This window comes from Vibrio sp. SCSIO 43133, from assembly GCF_023716845.1.
Lineage (GTDB): Bacteria > Pseudomonadota > Gammaproteobacteria > Enterobacterales > Vibrionaceae > Vibrio > Vibrio mediterranei.
The window spans coordinates 3015896-3033505 of sequence record NZ_CP068024.1 but is presented as its reverse complement, the minus strand read 5'-3'; the positions used below and the strand labels follow the sequence as shown (position 1 = coordinate 3033505).

Below are 17610 nucleotides of genomic sequence, written 5' to 3'. Positions count from 1 at the left end.
TTCGGAGTAGTTGAGAATGCCAAAACGTACTGACATTAAAAGTATTCTAATTCTTGGTGCTGGCCCGATTGTTATCGGTCAGGCTTGTGAGTTTGACTATTCTGGCGCACAAGCGTGTAAAGCGCTACGTGAAGAAGGTTATCGAGTTATCCTAGTGAACTCGAACCCTGCAACAATCATGACTGACCCGGACATGGCGGATGCGACGTACATCGAACCTATTCAGTGGGAAGTTGTTCGTAATATCATCGCTAAAGAACGTCCTGACGCGGTTCTACCTACAATGGGTGGTCAAACCGCGCTGAACTGTGCACTTGACCTAGAGAAGCACGGCGTACTTGAAGAGTTCGGTGTGGAAATGATTGGTGCAACGGCCGACGCTATCGATAAAGCAGAAGACCGTTCTCGCTTCGATAAAGCGATGAAATCAATTGGCCTAGAATGTCCACGCGCTGATACTGCGAAAACTATGGAAGAAGCGTACGCGGTTCTTGATATGGTTGGCTTCCCTTGTATCATTCGTCCTTCTTTCACTATGGGTGGTACTGGTGGCGGTATCGCATATAACAAAGAAGAATTCGAAGAAATCTGTCGCCGTGGTTTAGACCTTTCCCCAACGAACGAACTTCTTATCGATGAATCACTTATCGGTTGGAAAGAATACGAAATGGAAGTGGTTCGTGACAAAGCGGACAACTGCATTATCGTTTGTGCGATTGAAAACTTCGACCCAATGGGCATCCACACGGGTGACTCAATCACAGTCGCACCAGCGCAAACGCTGACAGATAAAGAATATCAATTAATGCGTAACGCTTCTCTAGCGGTACTGCGTGAGATTGGTGTTGAAACAGGTGGTTCAAACGTTCAGTTTGGTATCAACCCGAAAGATGGCCGTATGGTTATCATCGAGATGAACCCACGTGTATCTCGCTCTTCTGCTCTAGCGTCTAAAGCAACGGGTTTCCCTATCGCCAAGATTGCAGCGAAACTAGCGGTTGGCTTCACACTAGATGAACTGATGAACGATATCACGGGTGGTGCAACACCAGCATCGTTTGAACCAACTATCGACTACGTAGTGACCAAGATTCCTCGTTTCAACTTCGAGAAGTTTGCTGGCGCTAACGACCGTCTAACAACACAGATGAAGTCAGTTGGTGAGGTAATGGCGATTGGTCGTAACCAACAAGAGTCGCTACAAAAAGCGCTTCGTGGCCTAGAAGTTGGCGCGACTGGCTTTGACGAAATGGTTGACCTTGATGCTCCAGATGCATTGTCTAAAATCCGCCACGAGCTGAAAGAAGCTGGTGCTGAGCGTATTTGGTATATCGCTGACGCATTCCGTGCTGGTCTATCTGTAGATGGTGTCTTCAACCTGACACAAATCGACCGTTGGTTCCTAGTTCAAATCGAAGAGATTGTGAAACTAGAGCAAGAGTTGCGATCGAAAGGTTTTGCAGGTCTTGATAAGCAAGAGCTAAACAAGCTTAAGCGTAAAGGTTTTGCTGATGCGCGCCTATCTAAGATTCTAGGTGTAGCGGAAAGCGAAATTCGTCGCCTACGTGACCAATACGATATCCATCCAGTTTACAAGCGCGTTGATACTTGTGCGGCTGAGTTCTCTTCTGATACCGCTTACATGTACTCCTCTTATGATGACGAATGTGAGGCGAATCCAACAGATAAAGACAAAATAATGATCCTAGGTGGCGGTCCAAACCGTATCGGCCAAGGTATCGAATTTGATTACTGTTGTGTACACGCGTCTCTAGCACTACGCGAAGACGGTTACGAGACCATCATGGTTAACTGTAACCCAGAAACGGTTTCTACTGACTACGATACGTCTGACCGTTTGTACTTCGAACCAGTTACACTGGAAGATGTATTGGCTATCGCTCGAGTAGAGAAACCGAAGGGCGTAATCGTTCAGTACGGTGGTCAAACGCCTCTGAAACTGGCTCGTGCTTTAGAAGCTGCTGGTGTGCCAATCATTGGTACTAGCCCTGACGCTATCGACCGTGCAGAAGACCGTGAGCGTTTCCAAGTAGCGGTAGACCGTCTTGGCCTTCTACAACCAGAAAACGCAACAGTAACGACAATGGAGCAAGCGGTAGAGAAATCTCGTGAAATCGGCTTCCCATTGGTTGTTCGTCCATCGTATGTACTAGGTGGTCGCGCAATGGAAATCGTTTATGACGAGCAAGACCTACGTCGTTACTTCAACGAAGCTGTGAGTGTTTCGAACGAGTCTCCTGTGCTACTAGATAGCTTCCTAGACGATGCCGTTGAAGTTGACATCGATGCACTATGTGACGGTGAGCGAGTGGTTATCGGCGGTATTATGGAGCATATCGAACAAGCAGGTGTTCACTCTGGTGACTCAGCATGTTCACTTCCTGCATACACGCTAAGCCAAGAAATCCAAGATACAATGCGTGAGCAAGTTGAAAAGCTAGCGTTTGAGTTGGGTGTTCGTGGTCTAATGAACACTCAGTTTGCGGTTAAGAACAACAAGGTTTACTTGATTGAGGTTAACCCACGTGCAGCGCGTACCGTTCCGTTTGTATCGAAAGCAACAGGTGCACCTATTGCTAAGATTGCTGCTCGTGTTATGGCGGGTCAATCTCTAGAGTCGCAAGGCTTCACTAAAGAGATTATTCCTCCTTACTACTCAGTGAAAGAAGTGGTACTGCCATTCAACAAGTTCCCTGGCGTTGACCCACTATTAGGCCCAGAAATGCGTTCCACTGGTGAGGTAATGGGTGTCGGTGCGACATTTGCTGAAGCTTATGCGAAAGCAGAGCTAGGTTGCGGCAATGTTTACCCTGAAGGTGGTCGTGCGCTACTGTCTGTTCGTGAAGGTGATAAAGAGCGCGTAGTTGACCTAGCTTCTAAGCTAACTAAGCTTGGCTACCAACTAGATGCAACACACGGTACAGCAGTAATCTTAGGTGAAGCTGGAATCAACCCTCGTCTTGTAAACAAGGTACACGAAGGTCGTCCACATATCCTAGACCGTATCAAGAACAACGAGTACACCTACATCGTTAACACGGCAGCAGGTCGTCAAGCGATTGAGGACTCAAAAGTTCTACGTCGTGGCGCGCTTGCGGAGAAAGTGAACTACACTACAACGCTAAATGCGGCGTTTGCAACCTGTATGTCTCATACCGCAGATGCGAAGTCGACAGTGACATCGGTTCAAGAGCTTCACGCACAAGTAAAAAGTGCTTAATAGATAAAAACTAAGAAGCAGGTCTAGCGCCTGCCTTTTAGACAACCTCATTGCCCGCTCATTTGAGCGGGCTTTTTTTGTGTCGCATTCTTTATTCAGAGAGTGTTTTTTAATCAATTATTTTAGTCGTTATATTCCTACCCCTAATTAAAACGTAGGAAATTAGCAGTGAAAATTAAACATACTTTATCCATCTTAACGGCGGCAATGACATTGTCTTTTTCAGCTTTGGCTGACGATAGTTTTTACCTAGGTACCATATATAGTACGGTGCGAGCAGCGGATGAGAGCGTTGACAAATCGACTTCCAATATTAGTAATTTAGGACTTCAGGCCGGGTACTCACTCAATCAGCATTTTGCCCTTGAGGGGCGATATTTCTATGCACTCAATCGTACAAGTTCTTTGCCTCAACACCAGTCGCAAATTTATGCCAAAGCAAGCTATCCACTCAGTGACACTTTTTCGATCTACGCCTTAGCTGGGGTCAACTTTGCGAAAGAATATTCCGCAAGTAGTCAAACGAAAGGGTATTTTTCGGGAGGTGCCGGTGTCTCTTATACCTTTACGGATAAACTTAAAGGGTCATTAGAATATGTCTCTTTAGCTCAAAGCAAGTCCTATAAAGGTAATGCAGTCAATATCGGCTTAAGTTACTACTTCTAATTGATTCCTTAAGGGAATAGGTTTGTATCCATGATTTCGCTAGTGTTGATATTTGTCGCGAGTAAAATGAGACGATATTTAACGTTGAGTTAGCATAATGGAAGTTACAATAGAAATTCTTGGACTCCTTTTCCTAGTCGCAGGATTAGCGGGCTTTATTGATGCGATGGCTGGTGGTGGAGGGTTGCTTACTCTTCCTGCTCTCCTGTCTGTCGGTGTTCCCCCAACCCAAGCATTGGCAACTAACAAGCTGCAAAGCTCATTTGGTAGTTTTTCGGCAACTTGGTATTTTGTGCGCAATGGTATTGTTGACCTCAAGGAAATGCGACTTGCGATTCTATGTACTTTTATAGGATCTGCAGTTGGTGCTGAATTAGTACAGCATATTGATGCAGGGGTGCTGACGAGCTTGATTCCAGTTTTACTGCTGGGGATTTCTCTGTACTTTTTGCTGGCTCCACAAGCAGGAGAGGGCGGTGGCAAACCTAAAATGTCAGAAACCCTATTTGCCTTTTCCGTAGGTACTGGTGTCGGATTTTACGACGGCTTCTTTGGACCGGGTACCGGTTCTATCTTTACCATTTGTTTTGTCGCCATCGCACAACTGTCGATTGTTCACGCTACAGCAAAAACCAAAGTACTAAATTTTACTTCCAATCTAGCCGCATTAATCTTTTTCATTATTGCAGGCTTACCGGTTTGGGAAATCGGCTTAGTTATGGCAGTTGGCGGTTTTTTGGGTGCCAGAATGGGAGCTAAGGTCGTTGTATCTAAGGGGAAAAAATTCATCCGCCCATTGGTTGTGATCATGTCAATGGTCATGGCATTGAAGCTACTTTGGGAACAGCATCCTCAATGGTTTCAATCACTGTTCTAACTCGTTCTAATTTCAGTGCTGAAGGACGATAAACAAGGTGCACGGGACGTGTCAACGTAGCAAGAAAATCGAAGTCAAAGCAAAGCCCTTCATCAATGTGAAGGGTTTTTATAATTGATAAAGGAACCAAAGCGGCAGAGACACCTTTGATTGCCAACTGGGCTGCTGCAGTATAGGAGTCCATCTGCATGCTTGGAATAATACCCGCTTGTTGAAGTAAGCCCGCTTGATAGGTATTGGCCGGATTGTTGAGGTCGTTAGTGATGAGTTTAGCGGGCGGTGCGGTAAGCGGTTGATGGCTCACGACTCGAAACGGTTCGTTGAATAGATGGGTAGCATGCAGGCCAAGACGACTATTAAGATGCCCTGCACAGAGTCCAATCGCCGCGTCCCCTGCTTTAACGTGTTCAATGATTCGGGGCGTATGGTTGGTGGTAATGGTGAGGAATGGGTCTTTAAGCAGCAACGTGGGAAATACTTCACTGAGATAACCTGCCACTAAGGTTTCCGAACAATCTACGCGAATAATCGTTTGATCATCAAGGGTCTGCTCTTCAGCAATTAATCCGCGAAGCTCATGCAGACTTGGACCAACACGATCGATAAGAGAGAGGGCGTCAGGAGTCAATTTTATTTGCCTCCCTTCTGGCTCGATTAACTTTTTACCAAGTTTTCTCTCTAGATTGGCTATTCGCTTACTGACTGCCGACTGGCTGATATATAGCCTGCTGCCAGTACGGCTCATGGTTTTTTCTTGTGAGAGCACAAGTAAGGTCTCAATGCCTTCTAATAGCATGCGCTTTGATGAAAATTGGGAATAGATTTTATTATTCTAACATAACCTGATGACGACGTTGGTGGGTTAAGTCAGCAATTCGGCTACCAAAGTAATGTGCAGTTTCTAAGTCATTAGGATGAACTTGCTTATTGTCATAGTAGCTTGCCACTAAGCCAATTGAGGAACCTGTGCGGTTCAAAGCTTTGTTATCTGTGTGTTTTGAAACATCTAACCCTGCCCAGATCATACCGTGCTGGCAGGCTAAGGCAAAGAAACCAAGCAGCGTTTGTTGCTGCTCACCATTGAGACTACCGCCCATGGTAAATCCTGCGGCGAGCTTATTACGCCAATTGAGTTGGACATACTCATCGCTACTTGCATCCATAAACGCCTTAAATTGAGCGCTGGCCGAGCCCATGTAAGTAGGACTTCCGAAAACAATAGCATCGAAGTGCTTTAGTGATGAAAGTAAATGATTATTGACGTAACGACCCTCTTCAATATCACGGCTCTCAATCTCAAACAGAGTGGCATTACAGAGCGCACACTCGATGCCACTTTGAATGGCTTTTGCGAGTGCTCGTGTCGCTCCACTCTTAGAGAAGTAAACAATAGCGATGTTTGACATATCAATCTCCTACATAGGCTGTGTGAGTTCAACGCGATAGTATTCATCGTCTTCATCTTTAATAAAATCGACAAAATGGTGAATGCTGTCTAGTTCATCTTCCACATAATGGGAGACATAGAGCAACTGGCTTAAGTTTTCTTTGGCTATCATATCGAGGGCATTCATCACCAGCTTACGGCCAAGAAAATCAAGCCCTTGATAAGGCTCATCCAAGATAAGGATAGTAGGCTGTTTGATAATAGCTCGAGCAATTAAAAGGAGTCTTTGTTGACTATATTCGAGGGACTTAAAAGAACGGTCGTGCAAGTGCTCCATATGAAGTAGCGTTAACCACTCTTTCGCTGCATCTATCTGATTTTGGCTAGGCTTATCATAAAGTCCGATAGAGTCGAAAAAGCCCGATAGCAAGACTTCCAAGGCGCTGCAACTGACACGATATTGCAAGTGAAGTGCAGAAGAGACCATGCCAGTATGCTGTTTGATGTCCCAAACGGTTTCTCCGCTGCCGCGCTTCAAACCATAAATCAGAATGTCATTGCTATAACATTGCGGATGATCGCCAAAGATCATGCCGAGCAATGTACTTTTCCCACAACCGTTTGGTCCACGAACTTGCCAGTGCTCTCCATTGTTAATCTGCCAGTTCACGCCGGAGAATATTTTTTGGTCGACGTATTCTACGTGTCCGTCGGTAATTTTAACCAAGGGATCTGGAAACTTCGATTGATGTTGATGCTTACGAATTAGCGCAAGCCATTGTTCGCTTTGCGCTGAAGATTGAGCCAGTAGCTGTGAAATGACAGGGTGAGCGCGCCATTGCTGATAGCTTAGTTGCTCGGTCAATGTACCATCTTCAAACATGGCGACATGATTAACCCAAACAGGGATTTCATCTTCCCTTGAGGTGATCACCACCAATTGAATATGCAGTGATAGGTCGCGAAGGTAGTCGGCGAGCATCTTGCGATGCAGCGTATCTAAGCCGACAAATGGCTCATCCAAAATAAGCAGTTTAGGTGAGGTTGCTAATGCTCTGGCTAACATAACGCGACGTGTTTCGCCGGTTGATAGTTGCTTAAAGCCTCGCTCTTTTAAGTGCAAAAGATCCAGCTCTTGAATCAACTGCTCTGCTACAGTTTCGTTGCTGGCAAACTCGGATACCAGTTGAATCACGGTGCGACCAAAATCGATTCGGTCCATAAAGTCGGTATCGTCATTGGCATTTTCCAGTTCAAGTAATCGCTGCTGTTCTGCTAAAGAAACTTGTGCGATGCCGGTTTGTAAACCAAGAATCTCCCCTTCTTTAGGAAGGATTTCTTGGCACAATAAGTCGCCTAATAAGGAGCCTACATTGCCTTGGGTTTCAAATACTGCCCAATGTTCACCAGATTGAATGCGCCAATCTGGAATAGAGATAGAACCAGCTTGGTCAAAAGAAACGTGATTGAAGATGACATCCATAGACTTTTCCCTGTCATTGGTCTGAGAGACGATGAATGAACCAACATACTAAAGCGAAAGGGAAAAATGAAGAGTAAAAGCTAGAGATTGTTATCTCTAGCTTTTGGTAATCAGGTTACTTATCTAGAGCAAACGTAGGTAAGGATAAGTGCCAGCGAATAGCGCCTAAGCGAATAACCAGCGTTGCAACAATACAACACAAGAAGGCCACTTCTGAAGAAGCACCAAGTAACAGAGCTGAGGTATGGAAAACACCACCTATGATACAGGCTGTTGCGTATACCTCACGGCGCAGTACCATAGGGACCTCGCGAGCCAGCACATCCCGAATAATACCGCCACCGCATCCGGTAATTACCCCCATAATGACTGCAACCATATAGGAGTCTTGGAATAACATTGACTTCTCAACCCCGATACCGACAAAAACCGCAAGACCAACGGCATCGCACACTGGTAACACATACCAAGGAAGTCGACGTGGATGGCGAATCAATAGCATGGTCACAATACAGGTGATGAAAATGACCCAAAGGTAAGTGTTGTCGGTGATCCAGAAAACTGGCGTTGCACCGAGTGCCATGTCTCGAATCGTGCCGCCACCTATCGCAGTGACGCTACCGAGTACCATTACACCAAAAGGATCCATCCTGAGTCTTCCTGCAAGTATCACTCCTGATATCGCAAACACTGCCGTACCAAATAAGTCGACCAAATAGAGCATGGAGTCCACAGCTAGTTTCTCACTGAAGCATTAAAAGGAAAGTTCGCCAATTTTACGGGATTTAACGATTGCGCCTAGTGGTTCGTAGCTGAATGTGATCCATCTCTCAATTATTATTGAGTTCTTACCTGATCCAGATACTTGCAAACCTGTTGTATGGCTAGAAGTGTTCTTGGTGTTGGTCTGTTTAGCCAGTCAGACGTCAATGACCACACATGATGTTGGCTAACTGCTGGTAACTCCTGCTGCCACTTGTGCCACATGGTGCCGTTTTTAATGGCATGTTCTGAAGTAAAAATGGCTTGGGGCTGGCGAACGATTACTTGTTCAGGGCTGACTTGTGGATAGGGGGCTTTGCTATCGGCAAAAATATTTTCACCACCACAAAACTCAAACACTTCGCTTGGCCAACTGCCTTGCGCTAAGGTGATAATGGGCTTTTCACTTAGTTGGTAAAAGTAGCGAACGGGTGTTTCTGTGTCATATTTTTGCTTTAACTGCGCTAAACCTCGACGAAACTCTTTGGCTGCGTTTAAGCCAATGGAAGGGTCATCGGCATATTGGCTTAATTTCTCGATGTTGATAGCGATATCATCGAGAGTTTTGGTTTGTGAGTAAAATAGGTTAAATCCCAGCTTTTCTAGTTTCTCCAATTCACGTGCAGGGTTTCCCGCTGGCCAGACAAGAATGAGGTCAGGTTGCATAGCCACGATTCGTTCCAATTTGATACCTTGGTAATTGGCCACTCGCTCCAACTCTTTCGCTTGCTCTGGATAGTCACTGTATTCACTTACTGCGATAAGCTTATCGCCAAGTCCTGCGGCATACGCCAGTTCCGTAGCATGAGGAGCTAAACTGATAATACGTTGTGTGTTTGCTAGAGCATGTTGAGTTGCCAAAAAAGTAATGACAAGTATGAGCCAATTCTTCATGAAATTAGAAACCTCTGTGAATGATAAACATGACTAGGCTCTGCATCACTAGCCAAAAATAGATACGCCAAGCAATGTGTTTCTGCAACAAGGCCAAGTGATAAGCTGATGGTGCTACTTTTCCGCCGATACGTGCTCGCTGAAGTTTTTCACCTTGATAGATAGCTGGCCCACCAAGAGCAAGCTCAAAACGGTGTGCACAGCCACTGATGAGCCAAGCCGTGACTGGGTTATGCCACGATTTAGCTTGCATTATGGCGTGTTTAATAGAGGTAATGGGCAGACCAGCAAACATGAGTATTGAAAACAGCTTCTGGGGTGCGAAATCCAACAGTGAAAATAGCCAAGCAATAGGTTTACCGAAACTAGCAAAGCCTTTTTGGCTAGGACTCCAATTGCGAGCGAGCTCTAAAGTCAGTCGATACAGCAAAGCGCCAACACCACCACTAACGCCGTACCAAAATAGCACGCCGACTACGTTTCTAGCATAACTCAGAAGTAGAGTTTCAGAGCCTGCCTTGCCTATGCCCAGAAGCGATAGGTTGTTGGTCTCTCGGTTTACTTTGGTTGACAGCAGTCTACGCGCATTGGCTTTATTTTCTTGAGCGAGGGCATTAATAAGTTTGTGGGCGTACTGTTCGTTGTTGCGCCAATCAATGGCCAAGAGAAGCAAGGCTAATTGATAGAATTCTGGCTTCCAAACTAATGGCTCAAGAGCCCAAAGTACTAGGCCAGTGGGGACTAACATTAGTAACAGGGCAAGCCAACCCGCAAGGCGTTGTTGCTCGTTTGTTGACGATGGAGAATTGACTTTATCTGCCACTAGCGCAGCAATCTGTTGCCAAAATCGAACAGGATGAGCGGCGGAGGGGATTGGAATTAGCAGATGAAATAACAGCGCACTCCACATTACCAGCAGTGCGCCATTTCCATATAAACTCTCTAGAAAAGAGCTCATTCAGCAGTCCTTGCGTTTTATTTCCCTTAGGAGGCTTAAGTTGAAGGGTTACTTAAGCAAATCCACCATATTTACTACCATTTCAGACGAGCTTTGTGCTGCCAAAGGTAGGAATTCTTCGAAGCTCATTGGTGACTCTTTGTCTGCCACGTCAGAGATAGCACGTACCACTACGAAAGGTGTATTGAACTGGTGGCAAACTTGCGCGATAGCTGATGCTTCCATCTCGACAGCGATAACACCAGGGAAGTTCTTACGGATAGTTTCTTGACGCTCTGGACGACATACAAACTCATCACCAGTACAAATTAGACCACGTACTGCGTGCTTATCTTTCATCTGTGCAAGCGCTTGTTCTGCTGTTTCCATCAATTTAGCGTCGGCAGCGAAGGCCGCTGGTTGACCCGCCATCTGACCAATTTCATAGCCAAATGCCGTCACATCAGCGTCGTGATGACGAACTTCAGTGGAGATGACGACATCTCCTAGGTTGAGTGAAGACTCAAAGCCACCTGCAGAACCTGTGTTAATAACCACATCAGGTTGGTAATCACTAAGAAGAATCGTTGTTCCTACAGCTGCCGCTACCTTGCCAATACCTGACTGTAGCAAGACAATGTCTGCACCGTTAAGTTGACCAGTAAAGAAGGTGCAACCGCCTTTTTTAGTTTCAACAAGGTTTGTTAATGCTGATTTTAGGATGGAAACTTCTTGTTCCATTGCGCCGATTACGCCGATTTTCATAGAGATTCTCTCAGGTTGGAAAACGTATTTGGCGTGCAGTATAGCAATAGTCTTTGCACAGCCCAACCATTGCTATAGCAATTACTCAAGGGTTTGCTTCAATCAGTCCTGATTCGATCAACTTGAGGCGAAATGCTTCAACTCTTTCACGGTTCACGTCAAAGTCGTAATAGCCAATTCTAGCTTCGGAGCGAACCAATAATTGGTCTCCTTCAATTTTTAGCTCCATATCATCGACATAGCGAAAAACACTGGAGGTGTATTCGACTCGCAGATAATTGCCTTCTTTGGCCGCAACTTCGGCATTCGGAAGGGTTAAGGCGACTTGTTCTATCTGATTGATATTGGTGTTTGGCGTCAATGTGAATGGGGCAAGTGTAAACTCTTCTCGGCTATCTTGAGTTGAAACACACCGAGGACTATCGCCACAGGGTTGCTCTGTCCGGTCCGTTGTTGTTTTATAACCTGCACCGCATGCGGTTAGGAGCATCACTGAAGAAAGTGTAAGCCACTTGGGTAATGTCATAATCATCCCTTAAACAAAAGCCCAGCTAGGCTGGGCAAAGAAAACAATGGTCATTCTGATTGATGAAGATCGGAATGGCGTGTCTGGTGTTAGACCTCTAAGAAGTCTAGTATGCCTTCTGCCGCTTTGCGCCCTTCGTCAATGGCAGTAACCACGAGATCTGAACCACGAACTGCATCACCACCAGCGAAGATCTTCTCATTGGTCGTCTGATACATAAATTCTTGAGAGGCTGGAGCTTTGATCCGTCCCCATTGATCGAGTTCTACACCGTGAGGTTCAAGCCATGACATCTGGTGCGGTTGAAAACCGAACGCCATGATAACAGCATCAGCGGCAAGAACGTGTTCACTGCCCTCTACTGGTTCTGGACGACGACGACCAGCCTCATCGGGCTCACCTAGTGCCGTTTTCACTACTTTAACGCCGCATGTGTTGCCATTGGCATCCACCTCTATGCCTAGAGGCTGCAAGTTGAACATAAAGTTCACGCCTTCTTCACGAGCATTTTTTACCTCGCGTCGGGAGCCCGGCATGTTAGCCTCATCTCGTCGATAAGCACAGACAACGCTACTAGCTCCTTGGCGAATAGACGTTCTGACACAGTCCATAGCTGTATCACCACCACCAAGAACGACCACTTTTTTACCTTTCATATCAATGAAAGGATCAGAGGCTTCCAACTCCATAACTTTGTAGGTGTTGGAAATCAAAAATGGTAGGGCATCAAATACACCAGATGCCTCTTCATTTGTCAGACCTGCCCGCATGTTTTTATAAGTGCCGACACCTAAAAACACCGCATCATAGTCTTTAACTAGTGTTGCCATGTCGATATCTTTACCCACTTCAGTATTGAGCTGAAACTCGACGCCCATTTCGCTAAAGATTCGACGTCGGTTTAACATGACATCCTTTTCCAACTTGAACGATGGGATACCAAAGGTCAGCAGTCCGCCGATTTCTGGGTAGCGGTCAAAGACAACGGGCTTAACACCATTACGAACTAGGATATCGGCAGCGGCTAGTCCCGCCGGGCCTGCACCTATGATAGCCACCTTTTTGTCCGTCCACTCTACATGGGACATATCCGGCTTCCAGCCCATTTCAAAGGCTTTGTCGGTAATGTATTTCTCGACATTACCTATAGTAACGGCACCAAAATCTTCGTTGAGTGTACACGAGCCTTCGCAAAGGCGATCTTGTGGACAAACTCGCCCGCAGACTTCAGGTAGACTGTTGGTTTGATGCGATAGCTCGACTGCTTCAATGATTCGTCCCTCATTCGCCAGTTTAAGCCATTGAGGGATATAGTTATGAACGGGGCATTTCCATTCACAATAAGGGTTACCACAGTCAAGACATCGGTCTGCTTGAGCGGTTGCTTGTTGTTTCGTAAAGGGTTCGTAAATCTCTACAAACTCAATTTTGCGAACCTTGAGCGGCTTTTTAGCCGGGTCGACGCGGTTCACATCAATAAATTGGTATACGTTCTGGCTCATAATTCTGGCTCCTTCCAATTATTGTGCTTGAACGCGCAGCTCAGCGGCGCTTCTGCTTTGATGACCAAGTAGTGTGCGTAAATCCGCAGCTTTTGGTTTGACTAGGTAGAACTTTGGAATCCATTCATCAAAGTTCGCCAGAATATTCTCAGCATGCACAGAGCCGGTTTCTTCTAAATGCTCGGCAATCAGTCCACGAAGGTGTTCTTGGTGAATATAGAGATCGGATAAAGAGATAGCTTCGACAGATTCGGTGTTCACACGTCCTTCAAAATCCTCGTTAGTATCCATTACATAGGCAAAGCCGCCCGTCATACCGGCACCGAAGTTCACGCCTGTTGCTCCTAGAATCGCCACAATGCCACCAGTCATATACTCACAAGCGTTGTCACCTGCACCTTCGATAACTGCAATCGTGCCTGAGTTACGGACACCAAAACGCTCACCAGCGGTCCCTGCGGCGAACAACTTACCGCCAGTGGCACCATATAAACAGGTGTTACCAATGATAGTGGCCTCATTACAAGTGAATGTTGTACCGACATGCGGCTTCACGACCAGCTTACCGCCAGCCATGCCTTTGCCTACATAGTCGTTAGCATCACCGGTTAGATAGATTTCAACACCACCCGCGTTCCATACCCCAAGAGACTGACCCGCTGTACCATCGAGGTAAAGCTTAATAGGGCGACTCGCCATTCCCTGGTTGCCATAACGTTTGGCGACTTCACCTGAGAGTCTCGCTCCTGCAGAGCGATCGGTATTACGGATATCAAAGTAGAAGCTACCACCTGATTTAGCCTCGACCGCAGCTTGCGTTTCTTCGACAATCTTTTGGTTTAGCAGTGCTTTATCGAACGGCTGATTTGGCTCTGTCCAGTACAAAGGCAGCGAAAGAGGTGAGATAGGGGCCTCCAAGATATTCGACAGGTCAAGCTTGGCTTGTTTCGCGGTCATACCTTCGAGACTCTCGAGCAGATCAGTACGACCGATAAGGTCAGTAAGCTTTTCTACTCCTAACTGAGCGAGTAACTCTCTTACTTCATCAGCAAGACCTGTGAAGTAGTTGACCACCATTTCAGGTAAGCCCTTAAAGTACTCTTTTCGTAAGGTCTCATCCTGAGTGGCTACGCCCGTGGCACAGTTATTCAAGTGACAAATACGTAAGAACTTACAGCCCATAGCCACCATTGGTGCAGTACCAAAGCCAAAGCTTTCCGCACCTAAAATTGCAGCTTTGACTACATCAAGCCCTGTTTTAAGACCGCCATCAACTTGGAGACGAATCTTGTGTCTTAAGTTGTTGGCAACAAGAGCTTGTTGAGTTTCAGCCAGACCGAGTTCCCAAGGACAACCTGCGTATTTGACCGACGTTAGTGGACTCGCCGCAGTGCCGCCATCGTAGCCGGAAATAGTGATAAGATCGGCATAGGCTTTTGCTACTCCTGTTGCGATAGTGCCAACTCCCGGCTCAGACACCAACTTAACTGACACGAGCGCATTTGGGTTGACTTGTTTAAGGTCGAAAATCAGCTGTGCTAAATCCTCAATAGAATAGATATCGTGGTGAGGAGGTGGGGAAATCAAGGTAACACCTTGTACTGAATGGCGCAGTTTGGCAATTTCCGCTGTCACTTTATGGCCAGGAAGCTGACCGCCTTCACCGGGTTTAGCGCCTTGAGCCACTTTGATTTGCAACACATCGGCATTGGTCAAATAGTGCGGCGTGACACCAAAACGTCCAGAGGCAATTTGTTTAATGCGAGAGTTACGATTCGTACCAAATCGACGCGGATCTTCGCCACCTTCACCTGAATTAGAATATCCGCCAAGCTTATTCATCGCCATGGCCAGTGCTTCATGAGCTTCTGGACTTAAAGCACCAATGGACATTGCAGCAGAGTCAAAACGTTTGTACAGCTCTGAATTCGGCTCGACTTTGTCTAGTGCCAGTGGTGAGTCTGACTTTTTAAGCGCCATCATATCGCGCAGCATAGACACAGGACGTTCATTTACTTGTTTGGCAAACGTTTGATAATCAGATGATTCACCACTTTTCACTGCTTTTTGCAGCGTACCAACAACATCTGGGTTGTAGGCGTGGTATTCGCCGTCATGAACGTATTTTAGTAGTCCACCGTGCTCGACAGGCTTGCGTTTTGCCCATGCTTTTCTTGATAGGTTAAACAGGTCTTGTTGGAAATCTTCGAAGTTTGCACCTTGAATACGAGTAGTCACTCCCTTGAAGCAAAGATCGACGATGTCGGTGTGCAGACCAACGGCTTCGAACAGCTGAGAGCAGCGATAGGAGGCTACGGTGGAAATGCCCATTTTGGACATAATTTTATACAGACCTTTATTGATACCGTATTGATAGTTTTGCATCACGTCTCGGTAGCACTTATCAATAGCACCATCATCGATCAGTTTACCAAGTGCTTCGTAGGCCAAATAAGGGTAGATAGCCGTAGCGCCGAAACCAAGCAATACAGCAAATTGGTGAGGGTCTCGGGCCGTTGCAGTTTCAACGATAATATTGGCGTCACAACGTAAGTTGGCTTCGATTAAACGAGTTTGCACCGCGCCGACGGCCATTGCTGCCGGAATAGGTAGTTTTCCTTTGACTAGAGCTCGATCTGAGAGAACCAATAAAACGGTTCCTTGCTTGATGACGCTCTCGGCACTATCGCAAAGGTCAAGCAGAGCTTGCTTGAGATCTTTCTCATTTGGGTCGTAATTAATGTCCAAAATAGTATTGCGATAGTGCTTATCACTCAGCTCTAAGAGTTGCTGCATATCAGAGTAAAGGAGTACTGGAGAGTCGAATGTGACTCGATAAGCGTGACCATCGGTCTCACAAAATACATTCATCTCTTGGCCAACACTGGTCGCCAATGACATCACATGCTTTTCGCGCAGTGGATCAATTGGTGGGTTGGTGACCTGAGCAAATTTCTGACGGAAATAGTCGGTGACCAAGCGCTCTTTAGAAGAGAGGACTGCCATTGGGGTATCATCACCCATAGAGCCGACGGCTTCTTGGCCCATATCACCTAAAACACGTAATACCTGATCCGTCTCTTCGTTCGTCATAGCGAACTGCTTTTGATAGGTTTTCAGCAGGGGTTCATCAAAACTGCGAGCTCCGACTTGGTCGTCCGGTAATTCACTAAAGGAGGTCAGTTTGTGGACGTTGTTTTCCATCCACTCTCGGTAAGGATGACGGCTCTTTAGATCGTTATCTATGTCTTCTGAATGCCATAGCTCACCTTGTTGAGTATCGACAACAAGCAGCTCGCCGGGGCCAACACGACCTTTCTCTGCAACTTCATCAGGCGCGTAGTCCCAGATACCCACTTCAGACGCTAAGGTAATCAAATTGTCTTTGGTAATCACGTAACGCGCTGGACGTAGGCCGTTTCTATCTAGGTTACATGCAGCATAGCGACCATCTGATAATACGATCCCAGCGGGTCCATCCCATGGCTCCATGTGTTTGGAGTTGAAGTCATAGAAGGCACGCAAATCAGGATCCATATCTGGGTGATTTTGCCATGCTGGTGGCACAAGCATACGCATGGCACGGAAGATATCCATACCTCCAGACAGGAACAGATCCAGCATGTTATCTAAGCTGGATGAATCTGAGCCAGTCTCATTCACGAATGGTGCAGCGGTTTGTAAGTCAGGCAGGAGCGGTGATGCGAACTTGTAGGCACGCGCTTTTGCCCATTGTCTATTCCCCTCAATAGTATTGATCTCACCATTGTGCGCCAAATATCTGAATGGCTGTGCTAATGGCCAGCGAGGTTGAGTATTCGTTGAGAAACGTTGGTGGAATAGGCAGATCGATGACTCCATGCGGAGATCAGCAAGATCGAGATAGAAGCGTGGAAGATCAGCTGGCATGCACAGCCCTTTGTAGACGATCACTTGCGTCGATAAGCTACAAATATAGAAATCTTCATCATCGATGATGCGCTTTTCAATGCGACGTTTGGCTATATATAAGCGTCGTTCAACATCTTGTTCACGCCAACCTGCGGGTGCAGAAATAAAGACTTGAACGATGTCGGGTACCGAGTTCAGTGCGATTGGACCAAGTACGTCATCATTGGTGGGAACGTCTCGCCAACCGGAAACAGTGAGTGTTTCCTGTGACAATTCTTGGTTGATGATATCTTTCGCTGACTGCGCTTTTACCGGGTCTTTGGAAAGAAATAGCATGCCTACGGCGTATTGTTTGCCGAGGTTCCAACCATTTTCTTCTGCGATGAGTTTAAAATAAGAATCCGGTTTTTGGAGTAGTAGGCCACATCCGTCGCCTGTTTTTCCATCTGAGTTGATACCGCCACGGTGAGTCATGCGGTCTAATGCTGAGATTGCGGTGCGAACCAGTTTGTGGCTGGGCTGACCTTGCATATGCGCAATAAGACCAAATCCACAGTTGTCTTTTACAAGACTTGGATCGTAAAGAGCCATTGCCTTTCTCCCTTTGAGCTTGCTGTCATCCTGACAGTAAATTAATGCTTTTTAATGACTTTTTGTTGTTATTTGCGTCAAATTTTTA

At 46.3% G+C, this 17610-nt stretch carries 13 protein-coding genes; 3 read left to right on the top strand and 10 right to left on the bottom strand.

Going from position 1 to position 17610, the window contains the following annotated elements:
• The first annotated feature begins 16 nt into the window (after positions 1–16).
• The 3 genes from carB to JKJ11_RS14195 all read left to right on the top strand — a co-directional run bounded on the left by carB (position 17) and on the right by JKJ11_RS14195 (position 4784).
• A complete protein-coding gene (gene carB / locus JKJ11_RS14205; protein ID WP_006072883.1) occupies positions 17–3241 on the top strand; it encodes a carbamoyl-phosphate synthase large subunit in 3225 nt (1074 codons plus the stop codon).
• Positions 3242–3409: 168 nt separating this feature from the next.
• On the top strand, positions 3410–3907 hold the full coding sequence (locus tag JKJ11_RS14200; protein ID WP_124940236.1) for a porin family protein: 498 nt from the start codon (positions 3410–3412) through the stop codon (positions 3905–3907).
• Positions 3908–4004: 97 nt separating this feature from the next.
• Complete coding sequence (locus tag JKJ11_RS14195) at positions 4005–4784, top strand: TSUP family transporter (RefSeq protein WP_006072885.1); 780 nt, start codon at positions 4005–4007, stop codon at positions 4782–4784.
• Here the strand turns inward: JKJ11_RS14195 and JKJ11_RS14190 are convergent.
• The 10 genes from JKJ11_RS14190 to gltB form a co-directional block, all read right to left on the bottom strand.
• The gene (locus tag JKJ11_RS14190) at positions 4726–5580 is read right to left on the bottom strand and encodes a LysR family transcriptional regulator (protein ID WP_038223974.1); all 855 of its coding nucleotides are present in this window, start codon (positions 5578–5580) and stop codon (positions 4726–4728) included. The two genes, JKJ11_RS14195 and JKJ11_RS14190, sit on opposite strands and share 59 nt — an antisense overlap.
• 31 nt (positions 5581–5611) lie before the next feature.
• Positions 5612–6196 carry a flavodoxin family protein gene (locus JKJ11_RS14185; protein WP_252039124.1) on the bottom strand — a complete coding sequence of 195 codons (585 nt, stop codon included), beginning with the start codon at positions 6194–6196 and terminating at the stop codon, positions 5612–5614.
• A 3-nt stretch (positions 6197–6199) separates the two neighbouring features.
• Positions 6200–7654: an ATP-binding cassette domain-containing protein gene (locus JKJ11_RS14180; protein ID WP_006072888.1), complete on the bottom strand. Its 1455-nt coding sequence runs from the start codon at positions 7652–7654 to the stop codon at positions 6200–6202.
• Positions 7655–7769: 115 nt separating this feature from the next.
• Positions 7770–8378 carry a TRIC cation channel family protein gene (locus JKJ11_RS14175; protein ID WP_412104864.1) on the bottom strand — a complete coding sequence of 203 codons (609 nt, stop codon included), beginning with the start codon at positions 8376–8378 and terminating at the stop codon, positions 7770–7772.
• A gap of 113 nt (positions 8379–8491) precedes the next feature.
• A complete protein-coding gene (btuF, locus tag JKJ11_RS14170) occupies positions 8492–9310 on the bottom strand; it encodes a vitamin B12 ABC transporter substrate-binding protein BtuF (protein ID WP_252038363.1) in 819 nt (272 codons plus the stop codon).
• A gap of 4 nt (positions 9311–9314) precedes the next feature.
• Positions 9315–10268, bottom strand: a complete 954-nt coding sequence (locus tag JKJ11_RS14165; protein WP_252038362.1) for a cobalamin biosynthesis family protein — start codon at positions 10266–10268, stop codon at positions 9315–9317.
• Positions 10269–10316: 48 nt separating this feature from the next.
• Complete coding sequence (gene mtnN, locus JKJ11_RS14160; protein ID WP_006072892.1) at positions 10317–11012, bottom strand: 5'-methylthioadenosine/S-adenosylhomocysteine nucleosidase; 696 nt, start codon at positions 11010–11012, stop codon at positions 10317–10319.
• Between the two features lie 85 nt (positions 11013–11097).
• Complete coding sequence (locus JKJ11_RS14155) at positions 11098–11538, bottom strand: DUF1499 domain-containing protein (protein WP_240207150.1); 441 nt, start codon at positions 11536–11538, stop codon at positions 11098–11100.
• A gap of 89 nt (positions 11539–11627) precedes the next feature.
• A complete protein-coding gene (locus tag JKJ11_RS14150) occupies positions 11628–13040 on the bottom strand; it encodes a glutamate synthase small subunit GltD family protein (RefSeq protein ID WP_038223967.1) in 1413 nt (470 codons plus the stop codon).
• A gap of 18 nt (positions 13041–13058) precedes the next feature.
• The gene (gene gltB, locus JKJ11_RS14145; protein ID WP_252038361.1) at positions 13059–17522 is read right to left on the bottom strand and encodes a glutamate synthase large subunit; all 4464 of its coding nucleotides are present in this window, start codon (positions 17520–17522) and stop codon (positions 13059–13061) included.
• Positions 17523–17610 lie beyond the last annotated feature (88 nt).

Bases quoted from the DNA above. Each gene is read 5' to 3' on its own strand.
- carB (WP_006072883.1), top strand. From the start codon at position 17: ATGCCAAAACGTACTGACATTAAAAGTATTCTAATTCTTGGTGCTGGC.
- JKJ11_RS14195 (WP_006072885.1), top strand. From the start codon at position 4,005: ATGGAAGTTACAATAGAAATTCTTGGACTCCTTTTCCTAGTCGCAGGA.
- JKJ11_RS14190 (WP_038223974.1), bottom strand. From the start codon at position 5,580: ATGCTATTAGAAGGCATTGAGACCTTACTTGTGCTCTCACAAGAAAAA.
- JKJ11_RS14180 (WP_006072888.1), bottom strand. From the start codon at position 7,654: ATGGATGTCATCTTCAATCACGTTTCTTTTGACCAAGCTGGTTCTATC.
- JKJ11_RS14175 (WP_412104864.1), bottom strand. From the start codon at position 8,378: ATGCTCTATTTGGTCGACTTATTTGGTACGGCAGTGTTTGCGATATCA.
- btuF (WP_252038363.1), bottom strand. From the start codon at position 9,310: ATGAAGAATTGGCTCATACTTGTCATTACTTTTTTGGCAACTCAACAT.
- JKJ11_RS14165 (WP_252038362.1), bottom strand. From the start codon at position 10,268: ATGAGCTCTTTTCTAGAGAGTTTATATGGAAATGGCGCACTGCTGGTA.
- mtnN (WP_006072892.1), bottom strand. From the start codon at position 11,012: ATGAAAATCGGCGTAATCGGCGCAATGGAACAAGAAGTTTCCATCCTA.
- JKJ11_RS14155 (WP_240207150.1), bottom strand. From the start codon at position 11,538: ATGACATTACCCAAGTGGCTTACACTTTCTTCAGTGATGCTCCTAACC.
- JKJ11_RS14150 (WP_038223967.1), bottom strand. From the start codon at position 13,040: ATGAGCCAGAACGTATACCAATTTATTGATGTGAACCGCGTCGACCCG.
- gltB (WP_252038361.1), bottom strand. From the start codon at position 17,522: ATGGCTCTTTACGATCCAAGTCTTGTAAAAGACAACTGTGGATTTGGT.